20 protein-coding genes are annotated in these 20012 nt (G+C 62.0%); 6 read left to right on the top strand and 14 right to left on the bottom strand.

The genetic code is table 11. From position 1 onward, the window contains the following. Positions 1-57 precede the first annotated feature (57 nt). The 3 genes from hydA to K6M89_RS12170 are packed head-to-tail and all read right to left on the bottom strand — an operon-like array spanning position 58 to position 3352. Positions 58-1512 carry a dihydropyrimidinase gene (hydA, locus tag K6M89_RS12180; RefSeq protein WP_097581926.1) on the bottom strand — a complete coding sequence of 485 codons (1455 nt, stop codon included), beginning with the start codon at positions 1510-1512 and terminating at the stop codon, positions 58-60. Continuing rightward, the gene (locus K6M89_RS12175) at positions 1509-2099 is read right to left on the bottom strand and encodes an endonuclease domain-containing protein (protein ID WP_097581924.1); all 591 of its coding nucleotides are present in this window, start codon (positions 2097-2099) and stop codon (positions 1509-1511) included. The genes hydA and K6M89_RS12175 overlap by 4 nt, the downstream gene beginning before the upstream one ends. Next, entirely contained in the window at positions 2099-3352 is a 1254-nt protein-coding gene (locus tag K6M89_RS12170; RefSeq protein WP_222139603.1) for a Zn-dependent hydrolase, read from the bottom strand. Before K6M89_RS12170 ends, K6M89_RS12175 begins: the two co-directional genes overlap by 1 nt. Before the next feature lie 272 nt (positions 3353-3624). Between K6M89_RS12170 and K6M89_RS12165 the strand changes: the two genes are divergently transcribed. After that, entirely contained in the window at positions 3625-4302 is a 678-nt protein-coding gene (locus tag K6M89_RS12165; protein ID WP_097581921.1) for a TetR family transcriptional regulator C-terminal domain-containing protein, read from the top strand. 3 nt (positions 4303-4305) lie between these two features. Here the strand turns inward: K6M89_RS12165 and K6M89_RS12160 are convergent, their stop codons facing one another. The 3 genes from K6M89_RS12160 to K6M89_RS12150 all read right to left on the bottom strand — a co-directional run bounded on the left by K6M89_RS12160 (position 4306) and on the right by K6M89_RS12150 (position 8480). After that, positions 4306-6870, bottom strand: coding sequence for an HWE histidine kinase domain-containing protein (locus tag K6M89_RS12160; RefSeq protein ID WP_222139602.1), 2565 nt, complete (start codon positions 6868-6870; stop codon positions 4306-4308). Further along, positions 6867-7403, bottom strand: a complete 537-nt coding sequence (locus tag K6M89_RS12155) for a biliverdin-producing heme oxygenase (RefSeq protein WP_222139601.1) — start codon at positions 7401-7403, stop codon at positions 6867-6869. Before K6M89_RS12155 ends, K6M89_RS12160 begins: the two co-directional genes overlap by 4 nt. A gap of 177 nt (positions 7404-7580) precedes the next feature. Beyond that, complete coding sequence (locus tag K6M89_RS12150; RefSeq protein ID WP_222139600.1) at positions 7581-8480, bottom strand: LysR family transcriptional regulator; 900 nt, start codon at positions 8478-8480, stop codon at positions 7581-7583. 103 nt (positions 8481-8583) lie between these two features. Between K6M89_RS12150 and K6M89_RS12145 the strand changes: the two genes are divergently transcribed. After that, positions 8584-9606, top strand: a complete 1023-nt coding sequence (locus K6M89_RS12145) for a zinc-dependent alcohol dehydrogenase family protein (protein ID WP_222139599.1) — start codon at positions 8584-8586, stop codon at positions 9604-9606. 39 nt (positions 9607-9645) lie between these two features. On the opposite strand, the gene K6M89_RS12140 is transcribed toward K6M89_RS12145, so the two are convergent. Next, on the bottom strand, positions 9646-10056 hold the full coding sequence (locus K6M89_RS12140) for a rhodanese-like domain-containing protein (RefSeq protein ID WP_097581914.1): 411 nt from the start codon (positions 10054-10056) through the stop codon (positions 9646-9648). Positions 10057-10127: 71 nt separating this feature from the next. On the opposite strand from K6M89_RS12140, the gene ftrA reads away from it, so the two are divergent. Then, a complete protein-coding gene (gene ftrA, locus K6M89_RS12135; protein WP_222139598.1) occupies positions 10128-11129 on the top strand; it encodes a transcriptional regulator FtrA in 1002 nt (333 codons plus the stop codon). 362 nt (positions 11130-11491) lie between these two features. Continuing rightward, positions 11492-11983: a DUF6766 family protein gene (locus tag K6M89_RS12130; protein ID WP_246642414.1), complete on the top strand. Its 492-nt coding sequence runs from the start codon at positions 11492-11494 to the stop codon at positions 11981-11983. Between the two features lie 93 nt (positions 11984-12076). On the opposite strand, the gene preA is transcribed toward K6M89_RS12130, so the two are convergent. The 4 genes from preA to K6M89_RS12110 all read right to left on the bottom strand — a co-directional run bounded on the left by preA (position 12077) and on the right by K6M89_RS12110 (position 17161). Then, complete coding sequence (preA, locus tag K6M89_RS12125; protein ID WP_183844326.1) at positions 12077-13390, bottom strand: NAD-dependent dihydropyrimidine dehydrogenase subunit PreA; 1314 nt, start codon at positions 13388-13390, stop codon at positions 12077-12079. A 15-nt stretch (positions 13391-13405) separates the two neighbouring features. Beyond that, on the bottom strand, positions 13406-14767 hold the full coding sequence (locus K6M89_RS12120) for an NAD(P)-dependent oxidoreductase (RefSeq protein ID WP_222139597.1): 1362 nt from the start codon (positions 14765-14767) through the stop codon (positions 13406-13408). 411 nt (positions 14768-15178) lie between these two features. Continuing rightward, positions 15179-16174 carry a sensor histidine kinase gene (locus tag K6M89_RS12115; RefSeq protein WP_170964835.1) on the bottom strand — a complete coding sequence of 332 codons (996 nt, stop codon included), beginning with the start codon at positions 16172-16174 and terminating at the stop codon, positions 15179-15181. A 192-nt stretch (positions 16175-16366) separates the two neighbouring features. After that, positions 16367-17161, bottom strand: a complete 795-nt coding sequence (locus tag K6M89_RS12110; RefSeq protein WP_020922074.1) for a response regulator — start codon at positions 17159-17161, stop codon at positions 16367-16369. 257 nt (positions 17162-17418) lie between these two features. On the opposite strand from K6M89_RS12110, the gene K6M89_RS12105 reads away from it, so the two are divergent. Next, positions 17419-17625, top strand: a complete 207-nt coding sequence (locus K6M89_RS12105) for a NepR family anti-sigma factor (protein WP_012484947.1) — start codon at positions 17419-17421, stop codon at positions 17623-17625. Between the two features lie 9 nt (positions 17626-17634). Beyond that, positions 17635-18192 carry an RNA polymerase sigma factor gene (locus K6M89_RS12100; protein WP_064684848.1) on the top strand — a complete coding sequence of 186 codons (558 nt, stop codon included), beginning with the start codon at positions 17635-17637 and terminating at the stop codon, positions 18190-18192. Between the two features lie 113 nt (positions 18193-18305). On the opposite strand, the gene K6M89_RS12095 is transcribed toward K6M89_RS12100, so the two are convergent. The 3 genes from K6M89_RS12095 to K6M89_RS12085 form a co-directional block, all read right to left on the bottom strand. Next, positions 18306-18704 carry a hypothetical protein gene (locus K6M89_RS12095; protein ID WP_222139596.1) on the bottom strand — a complete coding sequence of 133 codons (399 nt, stop codon included), beginning with the start codon at positions 18702-18704 and terminating at the stop codon, positions 18306-18308. A gap of 9 nt (positions 18705-18713) precedes the next feature. Next, the gene (locus K6M89_RS12090) at positions 18714-19058 is read right to left on the bottom strand and encodes a DUF883 family protein (protein ID WP_097581904.1); all 345 of its coding nucleotides are present in this window, start codon (positions 19056-19058) and stop codon (positions 18714-18716) included. 149 nt (positions 19059-19207) lie between these two features. Next, positions 19208-20002 (bottom strand): heme ABC transporter ATP-binding protein, encoded by a 795-nt coding sequence (locus K6M89_RS12085; protein WP_222139595.1) that lies wholly within the window; start codon positions 20000-20002, stop codon positions 19208-19210. Positions 20003-20012 lie beyond the last annotated feature (10 nt).

Genomic DNA, 20012 nt, shown 5'->3' with positions numbered 1-20012 from the left:
GGTCATCCGCATGGAGGCGTCGTTCCCCGGTTGATGGCCGTCTCGTGATGCACCATGTCACACGCCCGTTGCCGGAATGCCGCTGCGCTCAACCTTGCGCGGAGAGGTGATTTCCTTCCAGGTGGAGAGTGCCTTGCTGACGGCCGTCACTGGTTCGCGCCGGACGAACTCGCCATGGCCTTCCTGGGTCTTGATGGTGCTTTCCTCGATCGCGACGACGCCGCGTGTCAGCGTGTAGCGCGGCAGGCCCGTCACTTCCTTGCCCTCGAAGACGTTGTAGTCGATCGCCGATTGCTGGCTCTTGGACGAGATGATCTTGGACCGCTTCGGATCCCAGACGACGATATCGGCATCGGCGCCGACGAGGATCGCGCCCTTTTTCGGATAGATGTTGAGGATCTTGGCGATGTTGGTCGAGGTGACGGCGACGAATTCGTTCATCGTCAGTCGGCCGGTGTTGACGCCGTGCGTCCAGAGCATCGGCATGCGGTCTTCCAGGCCGCCGGTGCCGTTCGGGATCTTGGTGAAGTCGCCGATGCCGAACCGCTTCTGCGCCGTTGTGAAGGCACAGTGGTCGGTGGCTACCACCTGCAGCGAGCCGGAGGCAAGCCCGGCCCAGAGACTGTCCTGATGCTGCTTGTTGCGGAAGGGCGGCGACATCACGCGGCGGGCGGCGTGATCCCAGTCGGGATTGGAATATTCGCTTTCGTCGAGTGTCAGATGCTGGATCAGCGGTTCGCCATAGACGCGCATGCCCTTGGCGCGGGCGCGGCGGATCGCTTCATGCGCCTGTTCGCAGGAGGTATGGACGATATAAACTGGGCAGCCGGCCATGTCGGCGATCATGATGGCGCGGTTGGTGGCCTCGCCCTCGACTTCGGCCGGGCGGGAATAGGCATGCGCCTCGGGGCCGTTATTGCCTTCGGCGAGCAGCTTTGCCGACATCGAGGCGACGACGTCGCCGTTTTCGGCGTGCACCAGCGGCAGGGCGCCGAGTTCGGCGCAGCGCTGGAAGGAGGCGAACATCTCGTCGTCATCGACCATCAGCGCGCCTTTGTAGGCCATGAAATGCTTGAAGGTGTTGATGCCCTTGTCGCGGACGATGGTCTCCATCTCCTTGAAGACCTGCTCGCTCCACCAGGTAACCGCCATGTGGAAGGAATAGTCGCAATTGGCGCGGGTCGATTTGTTGTCCCACATGGTCAGCGCTTCGAGCAGCGACTGACCCGGGGCGGGAAGAGCAAAATCGACCACCATGGTCGTGCCGCCGGAAAGGGCCGCGCGCGTGCCGCTCTCGAAATCGTCGGAGGAATAGGTGCCCATGAAGGGCATTTCCAGATGGGTATGGGGATCGATACCACCAGGCATGACGTAACAGTCGGAGGCGTCGAGGATTTCATCGCCCGAGAGGTTCGGGCCGATCTCGACGATCTTGCCGCCGTCGATCTTGACGTCAGCCTTGTAGGTGAGGTCGGCCGTGACGATGGTGCCGTTTTTGATGACTGTGGTCATGATCGTTGCCTATCCTTATTTGTGAATGCGGCTGGCGAATAGAAGCCGGGCAGTTCGGGACTGAATTCGAGCCGCCCCTGCAAGGCCGCAAGGATCGTTTCGAGTACGGAGCGCCGCTCGCGCGAGATTTCCTGATTCCAGAAGCGCAGGACCGAATAGCCATTGGTATTGAGCCATTCGGTTCGGCGTTGATCGGTCGTGCCTTCCGCGTGTTGAAAGCCGTCGACTTCGACAATCAGCCGTTCTTCGCGACACAGGAAATCGACGATGAATGGGCCGAGCGGAACTTGTCGAGTGAACTTATAACCGTTGAGGCGACGGGCGCGTAAGTCGCTCCAGAGGTGGTATTCCTCTTCGGTTTCGTTGCGGCGAAGCTGGCGGGCTTGCCCTGTTTTGGCGGGGCGGTGTTTGCGGATATCCTGTCTGATAATTTTGGTCGAGCCTGGAGCCCCCTCATCCGCCCTTCGGGCACCTTCTCCCCGAGGGGAGAAGGGGGAAGCCGCGGCGGCAGCCGATCCCTTCTCCCCAGCGGGGAGAAGGTGGCCCGAAGGGTCGGATGAGGGGGCTCCGGGCGCGACATTAGCCATCACACCACGATCTCCGCCGTCTCGACAACCGCATGGAACAGCACATCGGCACCCGCCGTCGCCCATTCCTTGGATATCTCTTCCGCCTCATTGTGCGAGAGGCCGCCGACGCAGGGGCACATGACCATGGTTGCAGGCGCGACCTTGGCGGCCCAGCAGGCGTCGTGGCCGGCGCCGGAGATGAGGTTCATGTGGGTGTAGCCGAGGCGTTCGGCGGCGGAGCGGACCGAGGCAACAAGCTTTTCGTCGAAAGTGACGGGCGCAAAATGGCCGATCGCCTCGACGGAACAGCCGACACCCAGCGCGTCGCAGATGCCTGGCGCTTCCGCCTCGATCTTTGCCCGCATGCGGTCGAGCTTGGCCTTATCGGGCGAACGAATATCGACGGTGAAGACCACCTTGCCCGGCAGCACGTTGCGGGAGTTCGGCGAGAAGAAGACCTGGCCGACGCCGCCGACGGCGCCCGGCTGTTCACCCATCGCCACACTCTGCACCATTTCCAGGATGCGTGACATGGCAAGGCCGGCGTTGACGCGCATGTTCATCGGCGTCGAGCCGGTATGGGCCTCCTTGCCGGTCAGGGTGAATTCCAGCCACCACAGCCCCTGACAATGGGTGACGACGCCGATCTGCTTGTCCTCGGCCTCGAGGATCGGGCCCTGTTCGATGTGATATTCGAAATAGGCGTGCATCTTGCGGGCGCCGACCTCTTCGTCGCCGACCCAGCCGATGCGCTCCAGCTCGTCGCCGAAGAGATTGCCCTCGGGGTCGCGGCGATTATAGGCAAAATCGAGGCTGTGGACGCCGGCGAAGACACCCGAGGCCAGCATCGCCGGGGCAAAACGCGCGCCCTCCTCGTTCGTCCAGTTGGTGACGACAACAGGATGCTTGGTCTTCATGCCAAGATCATTCATCGTGCGCACGACTTCGAGGGCTGCGAGCACGCCGAGCACGCCGTCATATTTGCCGCCGGTCGGCTGGGTGTCGAGATGCGAGCCGACATAGACCGGCAGGGCATCGGGATCGGTGCCGGCGCGAGTGGCGAACATCGTGCCCATGCGGTCGACACCCATGCTCAGGCCGGCCTCGTCGCACCATTTTTTGAAGAGGCTGCGACCCTCGGCATCCGAATCCGTCAGCGTCTGGCGATTGTTGCCGCCGGCAATGCCGGGGCCGATCTTCGCCATGTCCATGAGACTGTCCCAGAGACGGTCGCCGTTGACGCGCATGTTCTCGCCTGGTGCTGCCACCATTTTTATGCCCTCACCTGTTTGCGGCAGTCATATGAAGTGACATGCCCGCCTGTTCCCGTGGTCTATTCCGCGCCTCTTATTGGTTTTGTCGAGCGCCGGAAAATCGCCAGTTGCCTTTGTTTTTCATCTGGCGGATAATTTGACCGATTGGTAAACATTACAACTTCCACCGCCGGGCTCAAGACGAAAATCACGAAAATTGCCGATAAAAATACGGGCAGTTGCTCAAGAAAGCGGCCGGTGTGCCTCCAGCCAAAACTTGAGCGAAGAAGTTGAATTTCAAGGGGAAACGACAGCCTGTGACCATACCGAGAGCAGCGAAAACCCTGAGGCGGACGCGAATCCAGGAGGAGAAGGAAGAGCAGATCCTGGAAGCGGCGCTCGACGTGTTTTCGGCAAGCGGCTTCCGCGGCTCGACCATCGACCAGATCGCCGAAGTGGCCGGCATGTCGAAACCCAACCTGCTCTATTATTTCCGCACGAAGGAAGCCATGCATCGGGCGCTGATCGACCGGGTGCTTTACACCTGGCTGGAGCCGCTGCGCGCCTTCGATGCCGACGGCAATCCGGAAGAGGAAATCCGCAGCTATATCAGACGCAAGCTGGAGATGGCGCGCGACTTTCCGCGTGAAAGCCGGCTCTTTGCAAATGAGGTGCTGCAGGGCGCGCCGCATATCGAGGACGAGCTGAAGGGTCCGCTGAAGGAACTGGTCGACGAGAAGGCGGAGGTCATCCGCGCCTGGACGAAATCGGGTAAGATCGTCAAATGCGACCCCTACCATCTGATCTTCTCCATCTGGTCGACGACCCAGCATTATGCGGATTTCGACGTGCAGGTGCGCGCTGTGCTCGGACAGGAGCATGCCGGCGAAGGCCGCTTCGAGGATGCGGCGCGGTTTCTGGAACAGCTCTTTATTGGTGGGCTGCGGCCGGATCGCTCCGAGAGCTGAGATTTATTGCCTGTTCGGCAGCGGTATGCGGGCGAGAATGTCCGTTACGCCTTCCATCGTATAGGGCTTTTGCAACACGGGCGCGTCCGAATGGCTGTTTGCCTGCGTGATGCCTTCCCCATAACCCGTGGCAAAAACGAAGGGCACGCCGTCAGCTGCCAGTCGGTCGGCAATCCCGAAACTGGTCTCATCGCCGAGATTGACATCTAGAAGCGCCAGATCGAAGGACCGGCCGGCCAGGATTTCCATCGCCTCGGCAACGCTCGGTGCGGTTGCTACTTCGGCGCCTAGACGGCGCAGGATATCTTCGCCGTCCATGGCAATAATCAGGTTGTTTTCCACCAGCAGCACGCTCAGGCCGGAAAGCGGCTGTCCTCCTGCAATCGCCTTGGGTGCCGCTGCTCCGTACGGCGTTGAATCTGATCGATCGCTCGTCGGGCCGACGACATATCGCCCGGGAATGAAGAAATCCGCTTCGAGCCCGTCCTTGTTGTAGCGCAACTCGGCCTTGCCGCCCAGGTCATACGGAATCGAGCGCCGAATGATCGTCGAGCCGAAGCCGTGGCGCGTCGGTTCGGTGACGGGCGGACCACCCGTTTCGCGCCAGCTAATGCGCAGATTGCCTTCATCATCGCGGGACCAGCCGAGTTCGACGATGCCGCGACCGGTGCCGGAAAGGCTGCCATATTTGGCGCTGTTGGTCATCAGCTCGTGGAAAACAAGGGCAGCGGTGGAAAAGGCCTGCGGCTCCAGTAGTACGTCCTCGCCGCGCATCTGAATGCGTTGCGCATTTTTGCCAAGATAGGCGGCGGTCTCGGCCAGCAGCAATTGCCGAAGCGAAGCAGGCGCCCAGTGATCGCGGGTAATCTGGTCATGGGCACGGGCGAGTGACTGGACGCGGCCCTCGATCTGGCGGACATAGTCACCGAGGCTCACGGAGGTTGCCTGCGATTGGCGGATGATGCCGGTGATGAGGCTCAATATGTTGCGGACCCGGTGGTTGAGTTCGGCGATCAGCAGCTCCTGCCGCTCGTTTGCCGTCTGGCGCGCCATGCTGGCCTCGTCGGTAAGGCGCAGAACCACCTCGATCAGCGTAACCCGGATCGTTTCGGCGACACGACGCTCGGCTTCGCTAAAGGGCAGGGACCGGCCGCGCACCAGTTCCGACCAGGCCTCGAAACTCTTGCGCGGCGTCAGCCTCGGGCCGTTGGGTCCGTATTCCACCGGTTTGTGCGGATCGCCGCCCCAACGGACGGTCCGCACCAGCTCCTGGCGGAAGAGCACGACATAATCGCGCGGCGAACGCGAGATCGGGATGGCGAGCATGCCTGCCACCGCATCGTCGACCTCAAGATCCGGGTAGGTGTCCCCCAGCCTGTCGACGGCATAGATACGACCTGCGGCAGTGCGGTTGAGGTGGTGGACAAGCGCTGCGAAGCCTTTCTCATCCGGTCCGATGCCGGCCAGCGCCAAGCGGCCGTTGATCCACACACCGATGCCGTCGGCAGGAATGGCTTCGGCAAGCGCTTCGACCAGCCAGGCGGGATCGTCGAGCAGGCTGGCATTGTCTGCCACGGCTGTCAGAAGCCGGTCGGCGATGCGGCGTGCCTTGGTCTCATAGTCCAGCGCCAGCCGGCGTTCACGGCTTTCGAGGCGCGAAGCGAACATCTGACCGAAGAGTTCGGCGGTGGAGCGGCTTTGGGCCGACGGCAGGCGCGGACCGTAGTGATGACAGGCAAACAGGCCCCAGAGCTTGCCATCCACCACGATCGAAATGGAGAGCGACGCCCCGACGCCCATGTTTTTGAGATATTCAATGTGGATCGGCGAGACCGAGCGCAATACCGACATGGAGAGGTCGAGCGGCTGACCGTGCTCGTCGAGTTGCGGCAGTATCGGGACCGGGACGGCGTCGACATCGGCAATGATGCGGAACAGGTTGCGCAGATAGAGGGCGCGGGCCTGTACCGGAATGTCGGAAGCCGGATAGTGCAGCCCCAGGAACGAGCCGATGCCGGCCCGGGCGGCTTCCGCCACCACTTCGCCGGATCCGTCTTCGTCGAAACGATAGACCATCACCCGGTCGAAACCGGTCAGGGCGCGCGCCTGCCTTGCACCTTCGCGGAAGAAAGCTTCCATCGTTTCCGTGTGGTCGAGGCGAGACATCATGCTGCGCATGGAGAGAGAAGAGCTGTCGCGTCTGGCCTCCTGGCAGCGCTCGCCTTCGATGATGACCAGGTCCTCGTTCATGTGCACGGCAAGGTCGAACCTGTCTTGGCCGGGTGTCAGGACGACGCCGAAAATGCGCTCGACGTCGGTACCACGCAGCGTCGTCAGCTTGTTGCGGATTGTGTGGAGCGCTTCGGGCGTGATCAGGGAGGCAACAGGGCGGCCGAGCGCGTCGGCCTGCGCAATGCCGAGGAACTCTACCAGATTTGCCGAGGCGCGGACGGCAATCCAGTCCGAGGATACCGCCAGCAGGAAGCCGAAAGGCTGAATTGCGCCAAGTTGATGGATCGGCTCGCGGTCGCAATTGGTGAGATCGACGGGTTCAAATGTGCCGCTCATGGGACGGCTTCCAGTTCGAGTTGGCCCGCTTGGAGAAAAAGGCCGAAAACATCGCGGGCGGCGGCGACGGCAGCGTCGGGGTCGTCCAGGTTGCTGGCACCGAGACGGTCCATGAAGATCCTCATGGCGCTCTTAGGACCTTGTGGCGTGAGATAGCTGCTGGGCAGGTAATCAGGCACGGCTTTGGCAAGCAAGGCGCCCCCGAGCTTGGACCCTTCGAACACGTAGAGGGCCCCCCAGAGCGCTGCCTCGCCATGCAATGCCGGTGGCGCCAGGGACGGGGGCAACGGATCGCCGAGCTCGTGGATATCGGCCAACAGCTTTTGCGTGCGCCTGCGCTCCGGCCAGTCGGGCAGCAGGCGGTCTATACCGGCTTCCTCAAGCGCATTTTCGGCCGCAGGGACGACCCGGGCATGCGCGCGCAGGAATGCCCCGTACTGCTGTCTATCGGAGAGGTCGAACGTGCCGAAAAGCTTGTCGACCTCGACGTGGCAATCTGCTGTTTGTGCGCGGAGCACGCTGCGAAGTGACATGCGGACCGTATTCTGGGTGATATGGCAGATGATGCCGTTTATAGGAGAACGACGAACTAGCGATATATTGCAGCATCGCAGTATTTCCAGAGAAACCCATAGAAAAACATGAGCTTCCCTTGCCTCGCGGTCCTTGCTCGGCCTAAGCGCAGGCACGACTTACGGCGCGAGCGCTTTTCAATCCATCAAGCGAGGCAGATTTGCCGCCAATATATTGATGGCAAGGCGCACCTTCGGCAGCATCACCGGCGATCTCGGCCATACGGCATAGGCTTCGAAGATGGTGGACGGCATATCGGTCAGAACCCGCACGAGTTCACCTGACAGGACCCTGTCCCGCACCAGCCAGCAGGTTAGCCAGGCGAGCCCCCGGCCTTCGACGGCGGCGTCCGCTATCGAGGCGAGATCGTCGAGGCGCAGCCGCGATTTCGGCAGAACTTCGCGCGGGGGACCGGCCGCCGCCGGGAAGATCCAGGCCCTGTCGGTATCACCCCTGCGATAGACGATACCCTGATGGCGGGCGAGCTCGCCGAGCGTTTGCGGCACGCCATATTTTTCCAGATAGGCAGGCGAGGCGCAGACCGTCATGGACTGCCGGGCGATCGCCCGCGCCATCAGGTCGGGATTATCCTTCAGCGGGCCGTTGCGGACGGCAAGATCGAAGCCGTCCTCCAGGAGGTCGACGACGCGATCGCTGAAGGAGAAGTCGAGTTCGAGATCCGGGTGATCGTCGAGCAGGCGGGTTAGGATCGGGGCGGCGCAATGGCGTCCGAACAGCACCGGCATCGATACCCGCAGCCTGCCGCGGACCTCGCGCCTGCCCGATTCAAGCTGGGCCTCACCGATCCGGATTTCCTCGATGGCTCTCAGGCAGCGCTCATAGAAGAACCGGCCTTCGTCGGTCAGGCTTTGGGTCCGGGTCGTGCGGTTGAAGAGCCGGACGCCGAGCCGCTGTTCGAGCCTTGCGATCGCCTTGCTGACTGCCGAACGGGTAAGATGGAGCCGTTCGGCAGCGGCTGAGAAGCCGCCGGCTTCTGCCGTCTGGACGAAGATCGAAATTCCCTTCAGCTGCTCCATATTTGTTTCCATTCCAGCACCATTCTGTCGATTTATTATCGCAACAGCGGACGGATTTTCAACGATATATCTGCTGCTCCTCCAATCGAGAAGGAGCAGAAAGATGCAGACGACAAGGCAGTGGCAGACCGAGGCAATCGGACCGGAAGCAGATCTGAAGATCGGTGAAGCCGGAATTCCCGAGGTATCAGGCACGATGGTCCGGGTGCGGACGCAGGCGGTTTCTCTCAATTTCCGCGACAGGCTGGTCCTGGAGAGCGGCATGGGGCTGCCGCTACAGTTTCCCTTCGTGCCGGCCTCGGACATGGCGGGTGTGGTCGAGGCCGTCGGGCCGGATGTCACGCGCTTCAAACCCGGCGACCGGGTGATCTCCACCTTTTCCCCGGACTGGATCGAGGGCCGGGGGCCGGGCACGGCCCGCACCCCGCATTACCGGACACGGGGCGGCTTCTATCCGGGCGTGCTGTCCGAACATACCGTGCTTTCCGAGCAGTGGTTCACGCTTGCGCCGGCAACACTCGATGCCGCCGAAGCAAGCACGTTGCCCTGCGCCGGCCTGACCGCCTGGTTTGCCCTCATTGAATGCGGCAGGCTTAAGGCCGGCGACAAGGTGTTGGTGCAGGGAACCGGCGGTGTCGCGCTCTTCGGCTTGCAGATCGCCAAGGCGCACGGCGCCGAGGTCTTCATTACGTCAGGCAGCACCGAAAAGCTCGAGCGGGCGTCCGCTCTCGGCGCCGATCATCTGATCAACCGGCACGAAGGCGACTGGGTGGAGCAGCTCTATCACTTGACCGGTGATTACGGCGCCGACCACGTGTTGGAAATCGTGGGCGGGCCGCATCTCGGCCAGGCTCTGAAGGCCGTGGCCGTCAACGGCCGCATCTCGGTGATCGGCGTGTTCGAGGGGTTCGACGTCTCGGGGCCTGCGGCGCCCTTGCTTCTGAAGGCGCCCATCGTACAGGGAATTTCGGTCGGTCACCGCCGGGCGCTGGAAGATCTGGTGCGCGCGGTCGACCGGACCGGGCTGAAGCCTGTTATCGACAAGCGCTATGCCTTCGGGGAACTGCCGCAGGCGTTCGATCATCTCTATCGCGGCCCGTTCGGCAAGGTCGTCATCGAGTTTTGAAACACGCGCTCCCCTCGCGTCGTGGAGGGGAGCTTGCTGCTATTCGGCAGCGACGGCCTCGCTTTCGAACGCGAAACCTTCGTCGGCCCAGCCGGTCATGCCGCCGATCATGAGCTTCGCCCTCAGGCCGAGCTTGGCGAGGCGGAGAGCGGCCTTATCTGCGCCGTTGCAGTGGGGGCCGGCGCAATAGACGACGAACAGCGTGTCCCTTGCCCATTCCGACATGCGGTGCGCGGTCATCTTGCCGTGCGGCAGGTTGATCGCACCCGGCACGTGGGATTGCGCAAACAGGGCCGGCGAGCGCACGTCGAGGAGAACGAAATCGACCTTGGCGCCGGCAAAGGCGGCATGGACATCCGAGCAATCGGTTTCGAAAGCGAGCTTGGCAACATAGTGGGCGGCGGCGAGATCAGGCTCGGCGGCTGGTATTTCGGCGACGGGGCTTGGCATCTGTCTTTCCTTTCCGTGGTGGAATTGCAGCTTGGTATCGCCGATGGTAGAGCTTTGCGAAATTGGCCATCATGACTGACTACGTAAAGATCATGCCAAACACTTCGCCGCATCAGACGAAAGGACCGCTGGTCGCAGCCCTTGCCTATGACGGGCTCTGCACCTTCGAATTCGGCATCGCCTACGAGGTCTTCGGCCTGCCGCGCCCGGAGATGGGCGATAGCTGGTATCGCTTCTCCGTCTGCGGCATCGAGCCGGGGCCGCTGCGCGCCGCGGGCGGGCTGACGGTCGCGGTCGACAACGGGCTGGAGGTGCTTGATGCGGCGGATCTGATCGTCGTGCCGGGCTGGCGGGCGATCGATGCGCCGGTGCCTGCGCCCCTCGCCGGTGCACTTAGGGCAGCCCATCAGCGCGGCGCGCGTATCATATCGCTGTGCTCCGGCGTCGCGGTTCTGGCCGGATCAGGGCTGCTTGCCAATCGCAGGGCGACCACGCATTGGCGATACGTCGCCTCGATCGCCGCACGTTATCCCGACATCACCCTTGACGCCGATGTTCTCTACATGGACGAGGGTAGCCTGCTGACCGCGGCGGGCAGCGCGGCCGGCATCGATCTCTGCCTGCATGTTGTGCGCGGCGATTTCGGCGCCGATGCCGCCAACAGCGTGGCGCGACGGCTCGTCGTTCCCCCGCATCGCGAGGGCGGGCAGGCGCAGTTCATCGCGGCTCCCGTGCCGGAAGCGCGCGAGGGCATCCGTCTAGGGCCGCTGATCGAATGGATGCGGGAGAGCCTATCCGAGGAGCAGCCGATCAATCTGCTCGCCAAAAGAGCGGGCATGAGCATGCGCACCTTTCAACGCCGCTTCGAGGCCGCAACGGGTGAGAGTGTCGGCGAGTGGCTGCTGAAGGAGCGGCTGCGCCATGCGCGCGATCTGCTGGAGAAGGAGCTTGCGGTGTCACTCGACGACATCGCGATATCAAGCGGCTTCGGCACGCTGGCGACGATGCGGCATCATTTCCGCAGGCGGCTCGGGACGAGCCCAAGCGCCTATCGGAAATCATTCTGCGGTTAGCGCGCCTCATGCTTGCAATTACGGCTGACTTCGCGGATCGAACTTTGCCGCAGCGTTGCAAAGCCGTCACTCGGCTGTCCCGGCGGGGCGCTGACAGGACTTTCTCGCAGCCGCACCTGGATATTATGCAAAAGCCTCCTCCGGAGCGGAGCGGTTTCGAGGAACCCCCGCCCTTCCAGAACCGTTAGGGGTTTCCAGTAGGGACTGTTCACAATGTCGGGCGCAATCAGCGCGCTTTCCATCGACGTCTTTGGACGTGAAGTACCCTCGTTCACGACCGGCGCGCCGATTGCTTCATCCGCGGTCTCCGGGCCGGATCGCTTGAAGGGCCGCCCGGGATCGGTTGATATGGATCTCGGCAAATGCTGCTGGTCGCGACCGCCGGCACTCGAGGAGGGAAGCCTTCCAAAGGAGGTATCATGTTCAAGAAGTACGCCTATGCCTGGATCACCGTCGCCTTCTTTCTATTTTCGCTCGTCGGCCATTGGATGTTCGGTTGGTTCGCCTTTGTCGGCGAGCAGCAGAGCCACGGGCAAGCGCCTGATATCAATGCTTATCTCATGGAAATGAGCAGAGACACCTTTGAAAACTGGCAGTCCGAATTCCTGCAATTGCTCTGGCAGGTCGTTGGTCTTGCCTATTTTCTTTACATCGGCTCTCCGTCTTCAAAGGAAAACGATGACCGCACGGAAGCAAAACTCGATGCTCTCATCCGGCTCAATGCCGGAGAGAAGGGCGAAGCGATCATCGCCGAGATCGATAAGCACTTCATGAGAACCGGAGGGCATGCGGGACCATACGAGCATGAGTTGGAGATGCGCAGGGGGCCGCACAGGACCGGCGGCGCCACTTGAGCCAGTCCCGGCCACGCGACTGCGCACATGCGCGACAGCTCCAGCGATCCGAAGCACGCCGCGGGCGATATTCGCCGCGGCGTTGCCATTCGTTCACTCCGCCGCCTGGCGGGCCATCGGGTTGTTCGGATGCGTCGTCCAGTTGGCATAGTTCGGATCGACGACGCGGCCGGTGCGCTTGTCGAGGGTGCCGGCAGCCAGCGGTTCCATGGTGATGCAGTTCTCGACCGGACAGACGTTGACGCAGAGATTGCAGCCGACGCATTCCTCTTCGATCACCTCGAAATGGCGCAGCCCATTGACGACGTTGGTGATCGCCTGGTGCGAGGTGTCCTCGCAGGCGATGTGGCAGCGGCCGCATTTGATGCAGGCATCCTGGTCGATCTTCGCCTTGGCGACGTAATTGAGGTTCAGATATTGCCAGTCGGTGACATTGGGCACGGCGCGGCCGGTGATGTCGTCGAGAGTGCGATGGCCCTTTTCGTCCATCCAGTCGGAAAGGCCCGAAATCATCTCGTCTACGATCTTGAAGCCGTAGGTCATCGCCGCGGTGCAGACCTGGACGTTGCCGGCGCCGAGAACGAGGAATTCGGCGGCGTCGCGCCAGGTGGTGATGCCGCCGATACCCGAGATCGGCAGGCCGTAGGTTTCGGGATCACGGGCGATTTCGGCCACCATGTTGAGGGCGATCGGCTTGACCGCCGGGCCGCAATAACCGCCATGGCTGCCCTTGCCGCCGACTGTCGGGTTGGGGGCAAAATTGTCGAGGTCGACGGAGACGATCGAATTGATCGTGTTGATCAGCGAGACGGCATCGGTGCCGCCGGCCTTGGCGGCGCGGGCGGGACGGCGAATATCGGTGATGTTGGGCGTCAGCTTGGTGATGACGGGCATGCGGGTGTACTGCTTGCACCAGCGCACGACCATTTCGATATATTCCGGCACCTGGCCGACGGCCGATCCCATGCCGCGTTCCGACATGCCGTGCGGACAGCCGAAATTGAGTTCGATGCCGTCGGCGCCGGTCTCTTCGACCAGCGGCAGGATCGACTTCCAGGCCTGCTCCTCGCAAGGCACCATGATCGAGGCGATCAGCGCCCGGTCCGGCCAGTTCATCTTGACCTGCTTCATTTCACGCAGGTTGGTATAGAGGTCGCGGTCGGTGATGAGCTCGATATTGTTGAGTCCGAGCAGCCGGCGGTCGGCGCCCCAGATCGCGCCGTAGCGCGGGCCGTTGACATTGACGACGGGCGGGCCTTCCTCGCCGAGCGTCTTCCAGACCACGCCGCCCCAGCCGGCCTTGAAGGCGCGCTCGACGTTGTAGGCCTTGTCGGTCGGCGGCGCTGACGCCAGCCAGAACGGGTTGGGGGATTTGATGCCGACGAAATTATTGCGGAGATCAGCCATTGTTCATTCTCCCCTTCAAGCAACCGCAACAGCCGGAGCGGCTGCTGCGGAGAGGGCGCGATGGATGGATTCAGCCGCGTCGCGGCCGTGCGCGACGGCGGAAACCGTAAGATCCTCGCCGCCGAAGACGCAGTCGCCGCCGGCCCAGACGCCGTCGAGGGAGGTGCGGCCCTCGACGTCGACCGCGATGCGACCGGATTCCATGCGAAGCGAACCGAGGCCGGAGGCGTCAAAGGTCTGGCCGATCGCCTTGAAGATCTGGTCGGCGGCAATCACGCCGGTTTCGCCGGTACCGACGAGGCGGCCTTCGACGAGCTTGGTGTATTCCACTTCGATGGCGGCGACCTTGCCGTCCTGAGCCAGGATCGACTTCGGCGCCAGCCAATGGCGGATGATGACGCCTTTGGAGCTTGCCAGATCCTGCTCGTATTCCGAGGCGTTCATATGCTCCTTGCCGCGGCGGTAGCAGATCGTCACCTCCTCGGCGCCGAGCAGCTTTGCCTGCACGGCAGCGTCGATCGCCGTCATGCCGCCGCCGAGGACGACGACGCGGCGGCCGATGGCGATATCGCTCTTGTCTTCAGCCTGACGCAGTTTGGCGATGAAATCGACGGCATCGTCGACACCGGCAAGGTTTTCGCCCTCGATGCGCAAGGCGTTGACGCCGGCGAGGCCGATGCCGAGGAAGACGGCGTCATATTGCGCCTGCAGATCGGAAAGCGAAAAATCGCGGCCGAGAAGGGCGCCGTGGCGCACCTCGATACCGCCGATCGAGATGATGTAATCGACTTCCTGCTGGGCGAAGTCGTCGACCGTCTTATAGGTGGCGATGCCGTATTCGTTGAGGCCACCGGATTTTTCCCTGGCATCGTAGATGGTGACCGAGTGGCCCTTCACCGCCAGGCGGTGCGCAGCGGCCAGTCCTGCCGGGCCGGCGCCGACGACGGCGATCTTCTTTCCTGATGCTTCGGCCCTGTTATAGAACTGCTTGCCGGCCTGCATGGCGGCATCGGTCGCGTAACGCTGCAGGCGGCCGATCTCGACAGGCCGTTCTTCCGCCGTGTTGCGCACACAGGCCTGTTCGCAGAGCTCTTCGGTGGGACAGACGCGGGCGCACATGCCGCCGAGGATATTCTGATCGAAGATCGTCTTCGCCGAGCCGATCGGATTGCCGGTCGAAATCTGCCGGATGAAGAGCGGAATGTCGATCGAGGTGGGACAGGCCGTCATGCACGGCGCGTCATAACAGAAATAGCAGCGGTCGGCGGCGACCAGCGCCTCGTGAATGTCGAGGCGAGGATGCAGATCGGAAAAATTAGCCTCATACTCGGCGGGCGATAGCCGGCCGGCATGAATCCCAGTTTCCAGTCGTTCCATTGAAGTTCCCTCATTATTGGTAAACGGCCTGTGAGGGAAAGCGTAACTCAGGTTTAAAAATTTATCAAACGGTAAAATTTTGACGGTTCGCTCTTGCGGACGTCCACGCAAGCTACTGTTTTCGCATAGGAAATACTGCCGCCTTGGGTCGACGAAATATTTCTGCGTTCGGCCGAGCAAGGGCATCCGAAAAAAGATTCAAAAAAATGGAATTTATTTACGATCGCAGGGAACCAAATTTGGACGTCGTCGTTAATGCGATATCCGGATGGTGATCGCATCGACCCAACATGCGCGCCCCCAACCCACTATCCGGACGTACTCACGGTCCCCTCCCGGTGAGTGAAGACAGCCGGTGCGCCGCCCTCGCACCGGCTGTTTTTCTGTTTTCGCTCGTCTTATTTTCGCACTTCAGATGCGCTTGAAGATCTCGAATTCGGTCTCCGGAATGGTCAGCCTATATTCGATGCGGCCGGGCACAAGGTTCAGTTCCGCCTTGCCGTTGACCGACGAGGGCACGACACGCTCCAGCACGGTGCGGCCGAAGCTGTTGTCACTGAATTCGTGGACTTCCGACTGATCCTGCAGCACTTCCGCCCAGGCGATCTCGATCGCCCTTCTGTCGCCGATCGCAGCTTCCCGGCAGTTGAGCGTGATGGAGGCAGCGCCGCCGGCAATTGCGCCATAGGAGGCGGAGTTGACGATGAGTTCGTGGAGAGCAAGTCCAAGATGCACAGCGGCATTCGGCGTCAGATGCGCATTGATGCCGTAGATCGGCATGGAGCCTGATGTTTCCGGCCAGTAGGGGGCGAATTGTTTTTCGGCGAGTTCGAAGAGATAGGCGCCGCGCCAGCTCGAATCCGTGATCAGGTCCTGGGAATTGGAAAGCGACTGCAGCCGCCCGCGGAACTTCAGGAGGAAGCTGTCGAGAGAGAGCGTGTTGCGCGCCGTCTGCGTGGCAATGCCCTGGATGATGGCAAGAAGGTTCTTCGAGCGGTGCGAGAGTTCGCGCAGCAGCGATTTCAGTACTTTTTCACGATGCCGGCTTTCGGTGACCTCCGTCATGACGGACAGAAGCCCATGCGTGCCGCGTGCACCGGTGCGCTGGATTTTCAGTTCATAGGTGCGCATTTCGCCGTCGACGTCGATCTCGACCTCGGCATTGTTGGGGATGCCGGTCTCCAGCACCTTGTGTTTCAGCGCTGTCAGATACTGCCCATGGATATCACCGAAAAGGCCGGCATCAGTGCCGCCGGGCATGAAGCGTGCCGCGAAATACGGCGGCAGATTTTCGGCGTAGAAGATTGAAAGCCGGGCGTCCTGGCAGAGTATTGAAATACCGGCGCTGCCGAGCGCCCGTTCCATCATTGCGGCTTTGCCTTCGAAGGTGAAAGGCGTGCCCGACAATGGTTCAGTCGTATTCACTCGGCCGCCTTTCCTTGTGACGTCTTGAACGTCGCTGAAGGGAACGCCCCTTCAGAAACCGTCTGCCAACTTTAGAACAAAGCGCTGCAAAAACCGTTAAGGCCTTCGGCGCGTCCCGGCAGCACCGGAACGCCTGTTTCGACGGTTTGGTTCCGAAGGCCGGAAAATTGCGTCTCAGGCGGCTACCTTGGTCGATTCATTGAAGAAAAGCGCCTGGCTGATCAGTGCCTTGACCATGTCGGGGTTGAAAGGTTTGGTGACGAGGAAAGTCGGTTCGGGGCGCTCGCCCGTCAGTAGCCGTTCCGGGAAAGCGGTGATGAAGATCACCGGCACGCTCGACGTCTTGAGAATGTCGTTGACGGCATCGATGCCGGAACTGCCGTCGGCAAGCTGGATGTCGGCGAGCACCATGCTCGGCTTCGTCTTATTGTAGAGCGCCACGGCTTCGGCATGCGTGCGGGCGATGCCGGTGACGCGGTGGCCGAGGCTTTCGACCATCTGTTCGATATCCATGGCGATCAACGGCTCGTCCTCGATGATCATGATATCGGTTGCCACCTGGCGGGAAATCTCCTGCGAAGCCTTGTCGAGCAGCTGCATGACATCCTGTTCGTCGAGCTCGAGAATTTCTGCGATTTCAGCGACGCGGAAATTCTCCACGGAAGCGAGCAGAAAGGCCTGACGGGCGCCTGGCGAAACTTTGGACAGATTGAGGGTGGCGCGCTGTTCCCACGCATATGGCGAGGTCGGCTCTGGAATCTGGACTGCAGTGGAACCAAACAGTTGCGTAAACAGTTTGTAGAGGGCGACCCGGTCATTCGCCGTATCCGGGAAAATCGACAGATCGGCGATGATGGCTTCAAGAACGGCGGCGACATAGGCGTCGCCCGAAGTCTGAGTGCCGGTCAGTGCGCGGGAATAGCGACGCAGATAAGGCAGGTGCGGCGCAATTCGAGTAGAAAGTGTCATATATGGCTCCTGTATACAGGCCGGCATTGGCTTCAATGACCGATTAACGTCATCTTGATAAAAAAGTTCCGGAACGGCAGGAACTTTTTTTGCCGCGCCGCATTATTCCAGCCGACACAGAAAGGGCGTAGCATTTTGACCCACGCAGCGGCAAACTTCGGCGATATCGATAATCGAAAGCCTCGGTCTCGCTGGTTGAAGTCGTGATGATGCCCGTGCACGCCCCCAGAACAGACAACCGGCGAGAAGACGAATTGATGACCACACGCAAGAAAGAAGCAGCCGATCAGCGCAAGCTGGAGCTGCGGGCAAGCGATATCCTGGACCCGAACAACCAGATCGGCGTCAAACTGCGGTCGCTTTATGCGGCCGCACAGGGTGAAGCGATCCCGGATCGTTTTCTCGATCTTCTCGAAAAGCTCGACCATGCCGAGATGATGGCTTCCGCCAAGATGGCCGAATAGGATCGCCGCATGGAAGATAAAATGCAACCCAGCTTCAAGCGGGAACTGCTGGCGGCCCTGCCCAGTCTTCGCGCCTTTGCAATCTCGCTCATCGGCCGCCACGACCGTGCCGACGATCTTGTCCAGGATACGATCATGAAAGCCTGGGCCAAGCAGGATCATTTCGAGATGGGCACCAATATGAAGGCCTGGCTCTTCACGATCCTTCGCAACGAGCTCTACAGCCAGATGCGGAAAAGCGGTCGCGAGGTGCAGGACAGCGACGGCCTCTTCACCGAATCGATGGCGATGCACCCCTCGCAATATGGCGCGCTCGATCTGCAGGACTTCAAGAAGGCGCTCGATCAGCTGCCGCCGGACCAGCGCGAAGCGATCATCCTCGTCGGCGCCTCGGGCTTTTCCTACGAGGAGGCCGCCGAAATCTGCGGCTGCGCCGTCGGCACGATCAAGAGCCGCGTCAACCGCGCCCGCCAACGCCTGCAGGAATTGCTGCAAATCTCGGGCGAAGCCGATTTCGGCCCGGATGCTACATCGGCGCCGCTGACCTCGAAGGCGTTTGCGTTCTGAGGAGAGATCGAGAGGCCGGCTGCCTGTAGCGGCGCCGGCTTGGATCGTTTTAGAGAGCGATCGTCATTCGGAGCACCACCTCTTCGGCGTCGGGGAGGCGCGATGCAAGGAATTCAATCCTCCCGCTTCGATCCCACCAGATTGGCCGCGACGATGGCCGCCAGCACGCCGGCGGTCAGCAGGGGCTGGGCGCGGACGAGGCCGAGCCCGACTGCCGCCAACGATTCCAACGCCGCGCGGCGCTCGCGGGCGCGGCGTTTGTCCTGGGCGTTGATCATCACCATCACCACCACCAGGATGACGGCGATCAGCAGCGCACAAGCGGCCAGGAAGAGGGCGGCGCCGACCGGGCCGTAGATGCCGGCGAGCCAGATGGCGCCGGCGGTGACGGCCAGCGCATAGGCGGTGAGGAGGAAGAGCAGGGCGAGCGCAAGGAAGATGCTGGCGCGCTTGGCGCGCGCGACGGTCCGATGCACGCTTGCGCCCGTCAGCAGGCTGAGGATCGAGAGCATCGCGCTTCCTCAGCGCCGCGCGAGGAAGGCGATGGCCAGGCCGAAGGCGGCTGCGGCGCCGATCGTTGCCAGCGGATGTTTGCGCACGGTCTCGCGCATCTCGGTCGCGCCGCGCTCGTAACCATGCTGCAATTCGCGTAATAGATCCTCGCTGCGGCTGAGCAGTTCCTCATAGCCGGCACTTGCCTGGCTGCGCATCTTATCGCCCTGATGGCGCGAACTCTTGCCGACCAGGCGCGTCAGTTCCGCGAGCTCGTCACGCAGCGCCTCGATCTGTTCCTCGATGCCGGATTCGAAATTTTGGAAAGTGCCGTTGCGGCGGCTGCGGCCGGAGTGAAAGATGGAATAGGTCATGGCTGTCTCCATTGGCTGGGGCGCGCGCAAGCCCGCCTGTTCTGCACCAGGGTCACCACCGTTCGTTGCATAGAGGAGACCGCGCGGCATTGACCCAAATCACTGCCGACAACGTGCCGGGCGGTCAAAAGTTCCGCCGGGCTCGGCGGTTAGCGCTGGGAAACGGCGCTGTGGGCGAGCACGAAGGGCGTGCCGTCGGCAGGCACCTGATTGATGCGCAACGCGCAGCCGAAGACCGAGAGCATAGTCTCATCGGTCAACACCTCATCGATGCCGCCGGCGGCGGCGAGACGGCCGGATTTCATCAGCACGAGGCGGTCGGCAAAGAGCGCCGTCAGGTTGAGGTCGTGCATGACGGCGATGACGCCGCCGCCGCGTTCGCAGAAATCGCGGGCGAGCGACATGATGGTCAGCTGATGGCTGATGTCGAGGCTGGAGACCGGCTCGTCGAGCAGCAGCCAGCGGGACTTGCCGTCGACGACGGGCTCGGCGATCTGGCAAAGCACGCGGGCAAGCTGCACGCGCTGCTGCTCGCCGCCCGAGAGTTCCTGATAGAAACGGCCTTCGAAGCCGGAGAGGTCGACGGACGCAAGTGCTGCGGCCGCCGTCTCATCGGCCTGGTCGGGATTGAGGTTGAGGCCCGAAGTCAGGCCCATGCGGACGATCTCGCGCACGGTGAAGGGAAAGGAGATGGTGCTCGCCTGCGGCAGCACGCCGCGAATGGCGGCAAGCTGCCAGGCTTTCAGTCCTCGCACCTCGCCGCCGCCGATGCGCACCGAGCCATCATAGGCGAGCTCGCCGGAGATCGCTTTCATCGTCGTCGTCTTGCCGGAGCCGTTCGGCCCGGCAATCGCCGTCAGCTCGCCGGCCTTCGCGGTGAAGTCGACGTCGCTGATGATTAATTTGCCGGAAAGGCGCACGGAGAGGCCGGACACTTTGATCATCTGCACGTCA

The organism is Rhizobium croatiense, assembly GCF_019793465.1.
GTDB lineage: Bacteria > Pseudomonadota > Alphaproteobacteria > Rhizobiales > Rhizobiaceae > Rhizobium > Rhizobium croatiense.
Note: the sequence above shows the minus strand (reverse complement) of the source record. Positions and strands in the feature narration are given on the sequence as shown.

Coding starts and splice junctions, on each gene's coding strand:
- K6M89_RS12090 (WP_097581904.1), bottom strand. CDS start 19,058: ATGACCTATTCCATCTTTCACTCCGGCCGCAGCCGCCGCAACGGCACT.
- K6M89_RS12175 (WP_097581924.1), bottom strand. CDS start 2,099: ATGGCTAATGTCGCGCCCGGAGCCCCCTCATCCGACCCTTCGGGCCAC.
- K6M89_RS12150 (WP_222139600.1), bottom strand. CDS start 8,480: ATGGAGCAGCTGAAGGGAATTTCGATCTTCGTCCAGACGGCAGAAGCC.
- K6M89_RS12085 (WP_222139595.1), bottom strand. CDS start 20,002: ATGATCAAAGTGTCCGGCCTCTCCGTGCGCCTTTCCGGCAAATTAATC.
- ftrA (WP_222139598.1), top strand. CDS start 10,128: ATGACTGACTACGTAAAGATCATGCCAAACACTTCGCCGCATCAGACG.
- K6M89_RS12105 (WP_012484947.1), top strand. CDS start 17,419: ATGACCACACGCAAGAAAGAAGCAGCCGATCAGCGCAAGCTGGAGCTG.
- K6M89_RS12130 (WP_246642414.1), top strand. CDS start 11,492: ATGCTGCTGGTCGCGACCGCCGGCACTCGAGGAGGGAAGCCTTCCAAA.
- K6M89_RS12145 (WP_222139599.1), top strand. CDS start 8,584: ATGCAGACGACAAGGCAGTGGCAGACCGAGGCAATCGGACCGGAAGCA.
- K6M89_RS12160 (WP_222139602.1), bottom strand. CDS start 6,870: ATGAGCGGCACATTTGAACCCGTCGATCTCACCAATTGCGACCGCGAG.
- K6M89_RS12100 (WP_064684848.1), top strand. CDS start 17,635: ATGGAAGATAAAATGCAACCCAGCTTCAAGCGGGAACTGCTGGCGGCC.
- K6M89_RS12170 (WP_222139603.1), bottom strand. CDS start 3,352: ATGGTGGCAGCACCAGGCGAGAACATGCGCGTCAACGGCGACCGTCTC.
- hydA (WP_097581926.1), bottom strand. CDS start 1,512: ATGACCACAGTCATCAAAAACGGCACCATCGTCACGGCCGACCTCACC.
- K6M89_RS12155 (WP_222139601.1), bottom strand. CDS start 7,403: ATGTCACTTCGCAGCGTGCTCCGCGCACAAACAGCAGATTGCCACGTC.
- K6M89_RS12120 (WP_222139597.1), bottom strand. CDS start 14,767: ATGGAACGACTGGAAACTGGGATTCATGCCGGCCGGCTATCGCCCGCC.
- preA (WP_183844326.1), bottom strand. CDS start 13,390: ATGGCTGATCTCCGCAATAATTTCGTCGGCATCAAATCCCCCAACCCG.
- K6M89_RS12110 (WP_020922074.1), bottom strand. CDS start 17,161: ATGACACTTTCTACTCGAATTGCGCCGCACCTGCCTTATCTGCGTCGC.
- K6M89_RS12140 (WP_097581914.1), bottom strand. CDS start 10,056: ATGCCAAGCCCCGTCGCCGAAATACCAGCCGCCGAGCCTGATCTCGCC.
- K6M89_RS12095 (WP_222139596.1), bottom strand. CDS start 18,704: ATGCTCTCGATCCTCAGCCTGCTGACGGGCGCAAGCGTGCATCGGACC.